The organism is Halanaerocella petrolearia (assembly GCF_054657875.1).
In genome coordinates, this window is the sequence record NZ_BAAHXW010000002.1 from 1,118,991 (window position 1) to 1,132,123 (window position 13,133).

Sequence of the window (13,133 nt, forward strand, 5' to 3'; positions counted from 1 at the left end):
TAGAGAGAAAGGGGATCAGTATGTCTGGTTATCTTTTATTTTTAGGAATGATAACTTATCTTGGAATTGGTCTAATTTACGGAGCAGAAATCTATTTTTGGGGTCTTAAATTTTTTGGAGATAGAAAATTAAAAGAATTAGATTTGAGTGTAGAAGATTTAGATTTTTCTTTTGAACAGATAGATTATTTAGTAGCTACGCCAAGTATTAATTATCAACTTGATCTAGATTCTATTTATATTAAACAGATCAAAGATACAGTTTTTGGCCCTAAGATTAATGCTTTACAGGTAGCTATTAAACTAGGTTCAGATCAGGAGAAGAGGTTGGCTATAGTTAATTTAGACAAATTTCCTGTGCCTATATTGGATATGCTATTTTATAATAAAAAAATCAATCAACATGAGTATAATATGTTAACCTCTTATCTCTTTTCACACCCTAAAACTCATGAATTAATTGTAAAAGAAGTTAAAACAAGAATAAAACAAGGATAGGTCGACTTGAAAAGTACACTGCAGATATGGTATATTATTAAGTAGTTTACTTGACAATAATATATGTGTCTTATAAGATTGTTTTATCTATAGGAGGGATAATTATGGCAATCGAACTAATTAATATTGGATTTGGTAATATTGCAGCGGCAAATCGAATTATTGCAATTGTAAGCCCTGAATCTGCTCCAATTAAGAGAGTAATTCAGGATGCTCGAGATAGAGGAATGTTAATTGATGCTACTTATGGTCGAAGAACTAGGGCAGTAATTATTACAGATAGTGATCATGTTATTTTATCTGCTGTCCAACCAGAGACAGTTTCACAGCGTTTAGATGACGACGCTGAGGAATAATTTAGGAGGGCGAACTAGAATGATTGAAGAACGAGGAAATTTAGTAGTTTTATCTGGGCCATCTGGTGTAGGGAAAGGAACTGTATTAGCGGCTTTATTAGAGAATTATAATGATATTTGTTACTCTATATCTGCTACAACTAGAGAGCCTAGAGAAGGTGAGAAAAATGGGGAAGATTACTTTTTTATGAAAAAAAAGGAATTTGAATCCTTAGTAGATAAGGATGAATTTCTAGAATGGGCCAAAGTACATAATAATTATTATGGAACTCCAATAAAATATGTAGAAGAGACATTGCAGTCAGGTAAAGATGTAATCTTAGAAATTGATATTCAAGGTGCTAAACAAGTAAGAGAGAAGTTTGATGAAGGAATATTTGTCTTTTTGGCCCCACCTTCATTAGAAGAATTAGAAGATCGAATCACTAAGCGAGGTACTGAAAGTAAAGAAGCAATCAATACTAGAATGAAAAATGCAAAAGATGAATTAGAAGAAAGAAAACATTATGATTATTTAATTGTAAATGACGAGGTAGAAAAAGCTGTTAATAAACTTGAAGCGGTTATTATTGCTGAAAGATGTAAATTATAATTCTAAGGAGGGGTTAAGATGCATTTATCTGAACCACCAATTAATAAAATCTTAAAGAATGGTAGATCAAAATTTGCTAATATTTTAACTGCAGCTAATCGAGCTAAAGAATTAAATGATAAAGAAGCTCAGCTTTTAGAGGAATATACAGGAAGAAAAGTAGTCTCTAAGGCTTTAGAAGAATTGGCTGCTGGCAAGATAGAACCTAATATTGAAGAAGAATAGGTGACGTTATGTTAGAAGATAAGACTGTTATTATAGGTGTAACAGGTGGAATAGCTGCTTATAAGGCAGTAGAGATTACAAGTCGATTTAAGAAATTAGGGGCTGAGGTACATGTTATTATGACAGAATCGGCTACTGAATTTGTTAAACCTCTTACTTTTCGATCTATTAGTCATAATCCAGTAGTTGTAAGTATGTTCTCTGAACCTAAAAGGTGGGATGTAGAGCATATTTCTTTGGCTGATAAGGCAGATTTAATGTTACTTGCACCTGCTACAGCCAATATTATTGGTAAGATAGCCAATGGAATTGCCGATGATATGCTATCTACTACTGTAATGGCAACTCAGGCTGAAGTAGTTTTGGCCCCGGCAATGAATGTTAATATGTATGAGAATCCAATTGTACAGGATAACCTGTCCTATCTGAAAGAGCAAGGCTATAAGATGATTGAGGCTGATAAAGGTTACTTGGCTTGTGGCTATGAAGGTAGAGGTCGCTTTCCAAAGCCAGAGGAGATTGTTAAGACAAGTAGTGCCTATCTATTGAATCAAGGACAAGATGATTTAGTAGATAAGAAAGTGCTAATTACTGCTGGAGGAACTAAAGAATCTTTAGATCCAGTTCGCTTTATAGGTAATCATTCTTCAGGTAGAATGGGTTATGCTTTGGCTAGAGCGGCTCAAGCTAGAGGAGCAGAGGTTACTTTAGTTTCAGCTCCTACCAACTTAACTCAGCCTAAAGGCTGTAAGTTGATTGAAGTAACTACTGCTAGGGAGATGTATCAGCAAGTAATTAGCCAACAAGAAGAACAGGATATAATCATTATGGCAGCAGCAGTTGCTGATTATCGCCCTGCTCAAGTAGCAGAGAATAAGATTAAGAAAGATACTGGAAGTTTAACTTTAGAGTTAGAGCGAACTAAGGATATTTTAGCTACTTTAGGAGAAGAGAAAAAGAAAGGGCAAATATTAGTTGGATTTGCTGCTGAATCTGATAATCTGATTACTAATGCTCAGAGTAAATTAAAGAAAAAGAAAACTGATCTAATTGTAGCTAATGATATTACAGCTACAACAACTGGTTTTGGGGCATCTGATAATAGGGTTACGATTATCAGTCAAGAAGAAGAAGCTGAATTACCTCAAGCCGATAAGTTAGAGATTGCTACTAAAATATTAGATAAAGTAACTACAATTTTAGAATAAGGAGGAGTAGTCATGGATGAGATTGAAGTAGAGAGTTTTAAGCTTGATCATAGAGAAGTAGATGCTCCTTATGTTAGAGAAGCTGGTAAAATAACTACTCCTAGCGGTGATATAATTCAAAAGTATGACTTAAGATTTATGCAGCCTAATCAAGGGGCTATTTCTACTGCTGCTTTGCATAGTTTAGAACATTTAATGGCTAAATTTATGCGTCAGCAGATAGATAATATTATTGATATTTCACCAATGGGTTGTCGAACAGGATTTTATTTAAGTAAAGTGGGAGAGATGAATCTTGAGAAAGTAGAAGAGGCATTAGTTACTTCTTTAGAACAGACTTTAAAGGAAGAAGAAGTAGAAGCTACAACTGCTAAAGAATGTGGTAATTATCGTGATCATTCTTTATTTGGAGCTAAAGAGTATGCCAAAGAAGTATTAGAAGGATTTAGAAGTTAGTAATTCTTGACATAAGGTAGACTGTCAGCTATAATTTTAGCTAAGTCATTATAATTTATAGTAGTGAGTAGTATGGTAGAAGTAAGGTTATAAAAGGAGTAGGAGAGTAGGTAGAAGTAGATCATAGTTAATTTTATGGGGATAACTATACCCACTTCTACTGGAAGTGGGTTTTATTTATTTTAAAGAATTCAAAGGAGGATTAGTAGATGAGTAGAAAATTATCATATTTAGTGGTATTATTATTACTCTTAGTTTTGGTGGTAGGATGTAGTAGTCAACAAGCTACAGAGATGAATAATAAGATAAAAGTGGGAATTACTCAGATTGTAAAGCATCCATCTTTAGATGCAGTTAAGAAAGGTTTTGTTGATGAGTTAAATAAGCAAGGATATAAAGAAGGAGAAGATATAGTATATGATCTGCAGAATGCTCAGGGAGATATGTCAACTGCACAGACAATAGCAACTAACTTTGCTCAAGATGACTTAGATATGATACTAGCAATAGCCACACCGACTGCTCAAGCAGTAGCAAATGCTATCAATGATACTCCTATTTTGATTTCAGCTGTAACTGATCCTAAAAAAGCAGGACTAGTTGATAGTTATGAACAACCAGGTGGTAATTTAACTGGAACTAGTGATTTAACTCCAGTAGGTAAGCAACTTGCTTTATTTAATAAATTGAATCAAGATATTAAAAGGGTAGGAATTATTTATAATTCGGGAGAAAGCAATTCAGTATTTTTAGCTGATTTGGCTAAAAAGAAGGCAAAAGAGTTAGGTTTAGATTTAGTTGAAGCTACAATTACTTCTAGTAGTGAAGTTTATCAAGCTGCTCAATCATTAACAGGTCGGGTTGATGCTATTTATGTACCAACTGATAATACTGTAGTATCGGCTATTCAATCAGTTATTAAGGTAGCAAATGAAAATAACTTACCATTGATAACAGGAGAAAGTAATTCTGTTGAAGCTGGAGCTTTAGCTACCTTAGGAGTTGACTATTATCAGTTAGGAAGACAGACTGGTAAGATGGCTATTAAGGTATTAGAAGAAGGAAAGTCTCCAGCAAAGATGGCAATTCAGTATGCTCAAGAGACTAAGTTAGTTGTTAATCGTAAAGCGGCTAAAGAGATGAATCTAGAATTACCAGAAGAATTAACTAAACAGGCAGAAAAAGTAATTAAATAGAGGTGGAAGTTATGAATTTGAATATTCTACTGAATCCAACAGAACAGGGATTAGTATTTGCAATTATGGCTTTAGGAGTTTATCTCAGTTTTAGAATTTTAGACTTTCCTGATTTAACAGTTGATGGTAGTTTTCCTTTAGGAGCAGCAGTGGCTGCTAGGTTGATTTTAGCTGGTCAGCCTCCATTATTAGCTACAGTAGTTGCTTTTATTTGTGGGATGGTAGCAGGAATGATTACTGGTCTTTTAAATACTAAATTAAAGATTACTGGTTTATTATCTGGTATATTAACTATGACTGCTTTATATTCAATTAATTTACGAGTTATGGGCCGGGCCAACATTCCGCTATTAGGGAAACCAAAAGTTTTTGGTTTATTTGATTTTCTTAACTTATCAGAACGGATGAGTATCCTATTGTTCTTTGTAGTAACAGTAGCAATCATTAAGCTGGCTATTGATTGGTTTTTAAATACTGAGTTAGGTCTTGCTTTACGAGCTACTGGAGATAATAAGGATATGATTAGAAGTTTAGGTGTTAATACAGATAATACTGTAATACTAGGTCTAGCTTTATCTAATGGTCTAGTAGCTTTAGCTGGAGCTTTAGTAGCCCAGTATCAAGGTTTTACTGATGTTAAAATGGGAATTGGTATGATTATTATCGGACTTGCATCAGTTATTATTGGTGAAACTGTAGTTAGAAAGAAAGGTATTAAGTGGGCTACTTTAGGTGTAGTAGTTGGTTCTATTATTTATCGTGGAGTAATTACATTGGCTTTACGGATGAATTTGAACCCAAATGACTTAAAATTGATTACAGCTGTATTAGTAATAGTCGCATTAGGTGCTCCAACTATTAAGGAGAAATGGGGCAAGAGAGAGGTGTTAGAAGATGCTGAAGTTAAAAAAGGCTAAAAAAGTCTTTAATCCAGGGACAATCAACCAGAATACGGCTTTACGAGGAGTAGATTTAACTCTAGGTGAAGGAGAATTTGTAACAGTAATCGGTAGTAATGGTGCTGGTAAGTCAACTTTATTAAATGCAGTAGCTGGTAGTTACCAGTTGACTAGTGGTCAGGTGCTAATAGATGGTCAAGATGTAACTTCTGATTCTGACTTTAAACGGGCCAACTTAGTAAGTCGGGTCTTCCAAGATCCACTCCAAGGGACAGCTGCTAATATGACGATTGCTGAGAATTTGGCCCTGGCCTTGAAGCGTAAAGGTAGTCTAAGTCTAAGAAAAGGTGTAACAGGAAATCGAAGAGAGAAGTTTAAAGAAGAATTAAGTATCTTAGATTTAGGGTTAGAAGATAGATTAGATGATAAAGTAGGTCTATTATCAGGTGGGCAACGTCAGGCATTGACCTTGGTAATGGCAACTATTGAAGAACCAAGTATTTTATTATTAGATGAGCATACTGCTGCTTTAGACCCTAAGACAGCAGAAAAGATTACTAAGATTACCAAAAAGTTGGTTAAACAGCATAATTTAACGACTTTGACAGTAACTCATGATTTAGATGATGCTTTAGATTTAGGGACACGTACTATTATGATGGATGATGGTCAGATCGTTCTTGATATTGCTGGAGAAGAAAGATCTAAGATGACAATTAATGATCTACTAGAGCAGTTTAATAAGGTCAGTGGTCATCGATTGACTAATGATAGAATGTTATTAGGGTAAGTAGTAGTGAGTAATTAGTAGTGAGTAACTAGTGTGAGGAATGAGTAAGTGGGGAGTGACGAGTTATAAGTGATGAGTAGGGGTTGTGAGTAGTCAGGAGTAAGGAGTAAGGAGTAAGGGGTTAATATATTAACCCCTTACTTACTTTTCACCTCTTACTTTACTCACTTGCTACTGAATACTGATTCCTGACACTAATTCTTATATAAGGAGGAATAGTGGATGAAGAGTAGAATGGTAGGGGTTTTATTGTTAGTAGTTGTAGTAGGAAGTATCATGGTAGGTTGTAGTAGTCAACAGGCAGTTAAACAAGCAGAGAAGATTAAGATAGGGATTACTCAGATTGTAGAACATCCAGCTTTAGATGCAGCTCGTAAAGGATTTATTGATGAGCTTAAAGAACAAGGTTATAAGCTAGGGGAAGATGTTATTTATGATTATAAAAATGCTCAAGGTGACATGTCAACTGTACAAACAATAGCTAATAGCTTTGCTCAAGATAAATTAGATATGATCTTAGCTATAGCAACACCTACTGCTCAGGCAGTAGCTAATACAGTTGAAGAGACACCGATTATCTTTTCAGCAGTTACTGACCCTAAAAAAGCTGGTTTAGTAGATAGTTACCAACAACCTGGTAATAATATAACAGGAGCTAGTGATCTGACTCCTGTGGGAGAACAATTTAAATTATTCAAAAGGTTAGATGCTGGAATTGAGAAGATAGGAATTATCTATAACTCAGGAGAGAGTAATTCAGTCTTTTTAGCTGATTTAGCTAAAGAGAAGTCAAAAGAGTTAGGATTAGAATTGGTATCAGCTACTGTTACATCTAGTAGTGAAGTCTATCAAGCAGCTCAGTCACTGACTGGTCGAGTAGATGCTATTTATATTCCAACTGATAATACAGTTGCTTCTGCTATTCAATCAGTGGTTAAAGTGGCTAATGAGAATAAACTACCATTAGTAGTAGCAGACAATAGCTTAGTAGAAGCTGGAGCTGTAGCTACTTTAGGAATTGATTATTATCAATTAGGTAGAAAGTCTGGTCAGGTTGCGGCTAAGGTTTTAGCTGGTAAAGATCCAGGTCAGATGCCAGTAGAATATACTAAGGATACTAGTCTGATTATAAATCGTAAAGCAGCTGATAAAATTAATTTAGAAGTGCCAGAAGAATTAGTTAAAGAGGCAGAGAAGGTTATTGAATAGTTAACAGTGTATAGTGTACAGTTGACAGTTAAAGTCAAAATTTCTATTTGAGGCCGATTATGTTAATATGGGTATTGATTTAATATTTATCATGAATAATTACTTGACAATATACTTTTAAAGATGATATGTTATTATTTAGAAATTAATAAGTTTTAAAGATTCTTTCCATTTTTTAATTGGGAGGATTAAACTATGACAAAAGGTCAAATGGAAGCAGAAATTAGTAATGCATTAACACAGTGGGAGAAGGAATTTCTAGGCCGAGGCTCTGTTATGGTGAAGGCAGATATTCTTCGGGATATGATAATTGTTGTTTTGAAGGGAATATTAACACCTGCTGAACATAAACTTTCTGAAACCAAGGAAGGTTTGTTGTCTATTAAGAGAATTCGTGCGGATTTGGTAGAAGCAGGTAGAGAACAATTAGATGAAATTATTAGAGAGCAGACTGGTGAAGAAGTAGTTATGTTTCATACTGATATTAGCACGCAAACCGGTGAACGAATTATGGTCTTTAAATTATCATCTAATTTAGAGAAAAGAATAAGCTCTTAATTATTAGAATAATGTCGGGAGATTTTCAAAGGCCTATTTTAAATTAAGGGGCAGTTGAAGATAAACCGATTAACTTTTAATATAATATCTTAGTAATCACTAATGATAGTTATATAATTTTAGTTTAGCAGTATTAAAGTTTTTAATACTGTTATAGTAAAAATTATAAAAATAAAAATTCAGTTGATAGGCAGTAGAAAGGTATTCTATACCAGTCAAATGCAGGTCAACACCGTAGTTAACTAGTTTGGTCTTAGTTAATATGGTGTTGACCTTTTTTATTTAAATAAAAAAGATCTTTGAGGTGATAATAATGTGAAATTTTGAAATCAGATTGCTAAATATTTATAAAGTTATTCTAGGATATTTAGTATGGGTTTCTGTAAATGATTAAGAATATTATTAGAAGAATAAAATTATCTAAGAGGTGTTAAAGGAAATGGTTTCTTTAGAATTGGCTTTTAGTAATATGTTATCTCCGTCAATATTGTTCTTTGTATTAGGAGTTATTGCTGTAGTAATTAAATCAGACCTGGAGATACCTGATTCAATAGGAACAGCTATCACTTTATTTGTTTTAATTTCTATTGGTTTAGAAGCAGGTATAGCAGTTAATAAAACAGGTATTGTAGAAGTAATAGTACCTGTAATTGCAGCAATTATTATGGGTATTTCAATCTCGACTTTTGTATATTTTGTTATGTCTAAGATAGGCTTTGATTCATCAAATGCTGGCTCTATAGCAGGGCATTATGGAGCTTGTAGTAGTGTAACACTGACTACTGCTATAGTCTTTCTTAATCAAATTGGGGCCAACTTTGAAGAATTTGTACCTGCTTTATATCCTTTTATGGATACAGCGGCTTTAATTGCTGGTATATTTTTAGGTCATGCAGGTTTAGACCAAAAAGCTACTGAAGATGAATATAACTTAATCAGTATATTACGTGAATCTTTGACATCTAAATCAACAGTAGCAATTTTAGGTAGCTTTGTAATTGGTTTAATAACAGGTCATGAAGGAACTAAAAGTATTATGTTATTTTATGATGATATGTTTAAAGGAATATTCAGTATATTCATGCTTGATATAGGATTACTTGCTGGTTCAAGATTATCTGAACTTAAAGAAGTTAAGCCAGTTACATTTGTATTAGCAATACTACTTCCAATATTCCAGGCTGTTACAACTATACTATTAGCTACTTTTATTGGTCTAAGTCCTGGCGGAGCGACGATTTTTGCAGTTTTAGCTGCTGGAGCATCTTATATCTCAGCACCAGCAGCAATGAGAAGTACTTTTCCAGATGCCAATCCATCTTTGGCTCTTGGTATGAGTCTAGGTATTATCTTCCCTTTTAATGTTTTAATAGGGATTCCGTTATACTATCAGATTGCAACTATGGTTTCTTAATTTGAAATCAGGGAGGTGTAAATGATATGTTAAAAAAAGTAGAAAAGATTATTATGATAACTGAAAGAGTTATTTGTTCTCGTATAATAGATTATTTAGAATCTCTAGATATTAAAGCTTACACTATTTATCAGGATGTTTCTGGACAAGGTGATAGAGATATTAGATCAATCTCTGGGGGACTTAGTAACTTTGGTGAAAATATTAGAATTGAAATAATAATAGAAGATGAGGAAGAGGCAATTGATATAGCTGAAAAGCTATATGATAAATATTTAAATTCAAAATATGCTGGTATAATCTATTTAGAAGATGTTAGAGTTGTTAAGCATAAATTTGACTAAAGTGTGATAGCTTTATTGTAATCAGTAGGTCGATACCTTGTTAGTTAATAGCTAATCAGGTGTTGACCTTTTTTGTCTTTATAAAAGATAGTTAAAGAGTAGATATCTAAAGGTTGAAGAGATTGATCATAAGTCTTATAATAATTAATTATAATGTATAATCATGAACCCATTACTTGATAAAGCTATTTCTATCTGTTACTATAATTATACTAAGTTAAATTATTAAATAATAAGGAGGAAGTAATTTTGGAAAGTATATCAAAATCAAATAGTTCTGTAGGGAATAAGAGATGGTTTTATATCCCCTTAGGTCTTATAATATTTATGTGTATGGGGACTGTCTATTCTTGGAGTGTTTTTAGAAAACCAATAGAAGAATCTTTCAATATAGGGGCAACTGAAAGTGGTCTGCCTTATATGTTGTTTCTGGTATTTTATGCAGTAGGAATGCCAATTGCTGGAGGATTTATTGATAAGTATGGGCCAAGGATAATGACTATAGTTGGTGGATTATTAGTCTCCATTGGTTGGCTTGTATCGGGGTATACTTCTAGTATTACAGTATTGACAATAACTTATGGTGTAGTTGCGGGAATGGGAGTAGGAATAGCTTATGGTGCTCCAATGGCAGTAGCTGCTAAGTGGTTTCCTGATAAAGAAGGATTAGCAGTGGGGTTGACTCTAGGAGGTTTTGGTTTATCTCCTTTTGTAACTGCTCCAGTAGCTAACTGGTTGGTAACTAATTATGGTCCTTTTACAGCTTTTAAAGTTTTAGGTATTACTTTTGGAATTATCATTACAGTCTTATCTATTCCTTTGAAGTTTCCAGACAAAAATTTAGATGTAGAGTCAGGTAATAATGAAGATAACAAATCAGAAATTATAAATTTTGATACAAAAGAGATGGTTAAGACATAAAGTTTTTATGGACTTTGGACATGTTTTATTATAGGGACTTTAATAGGGTTGATGGCTATTGGAATTTCAAGTCCTGTAGCAGAAGAGATAATTAATTTAGAAGCCAGTACTGCTGCTTTCTTAGTTTCTTTATTTGCTATCTTTAATGGAGTTGGAAGACCTATCTTTGGTAGCCTTACAGATAAGTTGAATCCTAAAAAGGCGGCTTTAATTTCTTATTCTTTAATAATTGTAGCTTCTATTTTAATGTTGAATGCTGGAGAAGGTGACATGATTCTTTACAGTATTGCTTTTGCTCTATTCTGGTTAAATCTAGGTGGTTGGTTGGCTATAGCTCCGACTGCTACTGGAATCTTCTTTGGAAGTAAGAACTATAGTAAGAATTATGGTTTTCTATTTACTGCCTATGGTGTAGGAGCTGTATTAGGAAACTTATTCTCAGGTAAAATCAGAGATGTTTTAGGGAGTTATTCATATGTTTTCTATCCAACTATTGGTCTTGCAATATTAGGAATGATAGTTGCAGTGCTATTAGTAAAGGAGCCTGAAACTAAATAAGATATTAACTAGGAGTAGATTATGTAATCTACTCCTAGTTTTATTTATTTGATTTTATCCATAGGCAGGAAGGGAGTATAGTTTATCTACAGTGACTAATTTATATCCCCGCTCACGTAAGGTTTCAATAATTACTGGTAAGGCTTTAACAGTAGGGCTTAAGTCTTGAGTTGGCCCTCCAGCAGAGTGGAAGAGAATATTTGCTCCATCATGTATCTTTGGTAGAACACGATTTAAGATCTCTTCTTTAGTTTTTGACTTCCAGTCTAAAGAATCAACAGACCAGTGGATAATTTCGTAATCGGTACCTTTTAGTCGATCTAGTAATTTATCAGATACAGCTCCATAAGGAGGTCTTAGTAAGATCGTTTTGTAATTAGTGATTCTTTCAAGTGCTTTTGAAGTATCATTAAGCTCTTGGCTTAGTTCTGCTTTACTTAGTTTAGTTAAGTTAGCATGAGACCAACTATGATTAGCAATTATATGTCCATCAGCTTTAATCTTTCTGACGACTTCAGGATGTTTTTCTGCTAATTTACCAAGTAAAAAGAAGGTAGCTTTGACATTATATTTCTTTAATATCTCTAGAATACGAGGTGTATATTTAGTATCTGGACCGTCATCAAAGGTTAGAGCTATCTTTTTGACTTTTGGCCCGCGACGATACATCTTTTTAGCAGGTTCTTCTGGTTGAGAAGAGGTCTGCTCATCTGTTTTAGAATTATAACTAATACGTTGGTAACCACTATTATAATCAGTTGAATTACTACCATTTGAGTAATTAGGGTTACTATCAGGTAATAGTAAGGTCTGATTGGTATAGATAAGATTTGGATTATTAAGGTTATTCAATGTTGATAATTTAGACATACTTGTATTGAACTTAAGGGAAATTTTGAATAATGAATCTCCATTTGCAACAGTATATTTTGTATAAGCATAGCTAGTTGTTGTTACTGAGAGTAAGAGTAACAAGATAACCATAAAGATAAGACCAACTTTGGTTTTCTTTGGTAACAAATTTGGCACCTCCTTTTTTAGGACAAGCTTATGGTAACATACATAATATATCTTTAGCAACCTGTAAATTTTAGTAATTAAATTACAAATTGAAACAAAGAAGTGAATGAGTTTATCCTTTGATAGTGAAATGTTATTGATATAAAGTTATTTTTCACCTATAGAAGTTACAAAGGAGAGATATAGATGTCTAAAATTGAATTTGAAAATTTAGAAGTAGGTAAGTTAATTGAACGGCCTAATAGATTTGTAGCTATAGTAGATTTAGATGGAGAGGAGATTAAGGCATATTTACCTAATCCAGGTCGGCTAGAGGAGCTAATGTTGCCAGGGGCCAAGGTATTTGTTAAGCATGAGGCTAAGCCAGGTCGAAAGACAGAGTATGATTTATTATTGATTGAGCAAGATGGAGAGTTGATTTCATTAGATACTAGATTACCTAATAAGTTAGTTAACCAAGCTTTAGAAACGAACTTTTTTTCTGAGTTTAAAGATTATCAAGAGGTTATTGCTGAATATACTGTTGGTAATAGTAGATTAGATTTTTTATTACGTAATGGAGAAGAAGAATGTTTAATAGAAGTTAAATCAGTTACTTTAGTAGAAGATAAGATAGCTAAATTTCCGGATGCTCCTACAAAGCGAGGGCGTAGACATCTAGATGAGTTGATTGAGGCTCATCAAAAGGGCTATCGTAGTGTAGTTTTATTTATTATTCAACGTCAGAATATTGATTATTTTACTCCTTGTCGTAGAATTGATCTTGACTTTGCTCAAAAGTTAGAAGAAACTATAGATGCAGGAGTAGAAGTTTATGCTTATCAATGCCAAACAAACACAGATGGAATTAAGCTGGATAATCAAATAAAAGTTAAGGTATAAGTAAGGGG

15 protein-coding genes and 1 pseudogene are annotated in these 13,133 nt (G+C 33.5%); 15 read left to right on the plus strand and 1 reads right to left on the minus strand.

The window, feature by feature from the left end:
* The first annotated feature begins 20 nt into the window (after window positions 1-20).
* The 14 genes and pseudogenes from ACYQ39_RS12950 to ACYQ39_RS13015 all read left to right on the plus strand — a co-directional run bounded on the left by ACYQ39_RS12950 (window position 21) and on the right by ACYQ39_RS13015 (window position 11,223).
* A complete protein-coding gene (locus ACYQ39_RS12950; protein WP_459843859.1) occupies window positions 21-497 on the plus strand; it encodes a hypothetical protein in 477 nt (158 codons plus the stop codon).
* A 104-nt stretch (window positions 498-601) separates the two neighbouring features.
* Window positions 602-853 carry an extracellular matrix/biofilm regulator RemA gene (gene remA / locus ACYQ39_RS12955; protein ID WP_459843862.1) on the plus strand — a complete coding sequence of 84 codons (252 nt, stop codon included), beginning with the start codon at window positions 602-604 and terminating at the stop codon, window positions 851-853.
* A gap of 19 nt (window positions 854-872) precedes the next feature.
* Entirely contained in the window at window positions 873-1,445 is a 573-nt protein-coding gene (gene gmk / locus ACYQ39_RS12960; protein ID WP_459843864.1) for a guanylate kinase, read from the plus strand.
* Between the two features lie 18 nt (window positions 1,446-1,463).
* A complete protein-coding gene (rpoZ, locus tag ACYQ39_RS12965; RefSeq protein WP_459843867.1) occupies window positions 1,464-1,670 on the plus strand; it encodes a DNA-directed RNA polymerase subunit omega in 207 nt (68 codons plus the stop codon).
* Between the two features lie 8 nt (window positions 1,671-1,678).
* A complete protein-coding gene (gene coaBC, locus ACYQ39_RS12970; protein ID WP_459843869.1) occupies window positions 1,679-2,878 on the plus strand; it encodes a bifunctional phosphopantothenoylcysteine decarboxylase/phosphopantothenate--cysteine ligase CoaBC in 1,200 nt (399 codons plus the stop codon).
* 12 nt (window positions 2,879-2,890) lie between these two features.
* Complete coding sequence (locus tag ACYQ39_RS12975; protein WP_459843871.1) at window positions 2,891-3,334, plus strand: S-ribosylhomocysteine lyase; 444 nt, start codon at window positions 2,891-2,893, stop codon at window positions 3,332-3,334.
* Window positions 3,335-3,543: 209 nt separating this feature from the next.
* Entirely contained in the window at window positions 3,544-4,530 is a 987-nt protein-coding gene (locus tag ACYQ39_RS12980; RefSeq protein WP_459843874.1) for an ABC transporter substrate-binding protein, read from the plus strand.
* Between the two features lie 11 nt (window positions 4,531-4,541).
* On the plus strand, window positions 4,542-5,447 hold the full coding sequence (locus ACYQ39_RS12985) for an ABC transporter permease (protein ID WP_459843877.1): 906 nt from the start codon (window positions 4,542-4,544) through the stop codon (window positions 5,445-5,447).
* Window positions 5,425-6,219: an ABC transporter ATP-binding protein gene (locus ACYQ39_RS12990; protein ID WP_459843880.1), complete on the plus strand. Its 795-nt coding sequence runs from the start codon at window positions 5,425-5,427 to the stop codon at window positions 6,217-6,219. The genes ACYQ39_RS12985 and ACYQ39_RS12990 overlap by 23 nt, the downstream gene beginning before the upstream one ends.
* 222 nt (window positions 6,220-6,441) lie before the next feature.
* Window positions 6,442-7,428, plus strand: a complete 987-nt coding sequence (locus tag ACYQ39_RS12995; RefSeq protein ID WP_459843882.1) for an ABC transporter substrate-binding protein — start codon at window positions 6,442-6,444, stop codon at window positions 7,426-7,428.
* A 195-nt stretch (window positions 7,429-7,623) separates the two neighbouring features.
* A complete protein-coding gene (locus tag ACYQ39_RS13000; protein ID WP_459843885.1) occupies window positions 7,624-7,986 on the plus strand; it encodes a Na-translocating system protein MpsC family protein in 363 nt (120 codons plus the stop codon).
* Between the two features lie 439 nt (window positions 7,987-8,425).
* Complete coding sequence (locus ACYQ39_RS13005) at window positions 8,426-9,400, plus strand: sodium-dependent bicarbonate transport family permease (protein ID WP_459843888.1); 975 nt, start codon at window positions 8,426-8,428, stop codon at window positions 9,398-9,400.
* A 26-nt stretch (window positions 9,401-9,426) separates the two neighbouring features.
* Window positions 9,427-9,744, plus strand: coding sequence for a P-II family nitrogen regulator (locus ACYQ39_RS13010; RefSeq protein WP_459843891.1), 318 nt, complete (start codon window positions 9,427-9,429; stop codon window positions 9,742-9,744).
* Between the two features lie 327 nt (window positions 9,745-10,071).
* Window positions 10,072-11,223 (plus strand): annotated as a pseudogene (locus ACYQ39_RS13015) (L-lactate MFS transporter).
* A 54-nt stretch (window positions 11,224-11,277) separates the two neighbouring features.
* Here the strand turns inward: ACYQ39_RS13015 and ACYQ39_RS13020 are convergent.
* Window positions 11,278-12,243 carry a polysaccharide deacetylase family protein gene (locus ACYQ39_RS13020; RefSeq protein WP_459843894.1) on the minus strand — a complete coding sequence of 322 codons (966 nt, stop codon included), beginning with the start codon at window positions 12,241-12,243 and terminating at the stop codon, window positions 11,278-11,280.
* A 186-nt stretch (window positions 12,244-12,429) separates the two neighbouring features.
* Between ACYQ39_RS13020 and sfsA the strand changes: the two genes are divergently transcribed.
* The gene (gene sfsA / locus ACYQ39_RS13025; protein ID WP_459843897.1) at window positions 12,430-13,125 is read left to right on the plus strand and encodes a DNA/RNA nuclease SfsA; all 696 of its coding nucleotides are present in this window, start codon (window positions 12,430-12,432) and stop codon (window positions 13,123-13,125) included.
* The last annotated feature ends 8 nt before the right edge of the window (window positions 13,126-13,133 follow it).

Coding starts and splice junctions, on each gene's coding strand:
- ACYQ39_RS12950 (WP_459843859.1), top strand. CDS start 21: ATGTCTGGTTATCTTTTATTTTTAGGAATGATAACTTATCTTGGAATT.
- ACYQ39_RS13010 (WP_459843891.1), top strand. CDS start 9,427: ATGTTAAAAAAAGTAGAAAAGATTATTATGATAACTGAAAGAGTTATT.
- gmk (WP_459843864.1), top strand. CDS start 873: ATGATTGAAGAACGAGGAAATTTAGTAGTTTTATCTGGGCCATCTGGT.
- ACYQ39_RS13005 (WP_459843888.1), top strand. CDS start 8,426: ATGGTTTCTTTAGAATTGGCTTTTAGTAATATGTTATCTCCGTCAATA.
- coaBC (WP_459843869.1), top strand. CDS start 1,679: ATGTTAGAAGATAAGACTGTTATTATAGGTGTAACAGGTGGAATAGCT.
- ACYQ39_RS12975 (WP_459843871.1), top strand. CDS start 2,891: ATGGATGAGATTGAAGTAGAGAGTTTTAAGCTTGATCATAGAGAAGTA.
- ACYQ39_RS12990 (WP_459843880.1), top strand. CDS start 5,425: ATGCTGAAGTTAAAAAAGGCTAAAAAAGTCTTTAATCCAGGGACAATC.
- rpoZ (WP_459843867.1), top strand. CDS start 1,464: ATGCATTTATCTGAACCACCAATTAATAAAATCTTAAAGAATGGTAGA.
- ACYQ39_RS12985 (WP_459843877.1), top strand. CDS start 4,542: ATGAATTTGAATATTCTACTGAATCCAACAGAACAGGGATTAGTATTT.
- ACYQ39_RS12995 (WP_459843882.1), top strand. CDS start 6,442: ATGAAGAGTAGAATGGTAGGGGTTTTATTGTTAGTAGTTGTAGTAGGA.
- sfsA (WP_459843897.1), top strand. CDS start 12,430: ATGTCTAAAATTGAATTTGAAAATTTAGAAGTAGGTAAGTTAATTGAA.
- ACYQ39_RS13000 (WP_459843885.1), top strand. CDS start 7,624: ATGACAAAAGGTCAAATGGAAGCAGAAATTAGTAATGCATTAACACAG.
- remA (WP_459843862.1), top strand. CDS start 602: ATGGCAATCGAACTAATTAATATTGGATTTGGTAATATTGCAGCGGCA.
- ACYQ39_RS12980 (WP_459843874.1), top strand. CDS start 3,544: ATGAGTAGAAAATTATCATATTTAGTGGTATTATTATTACTCTTAGTT.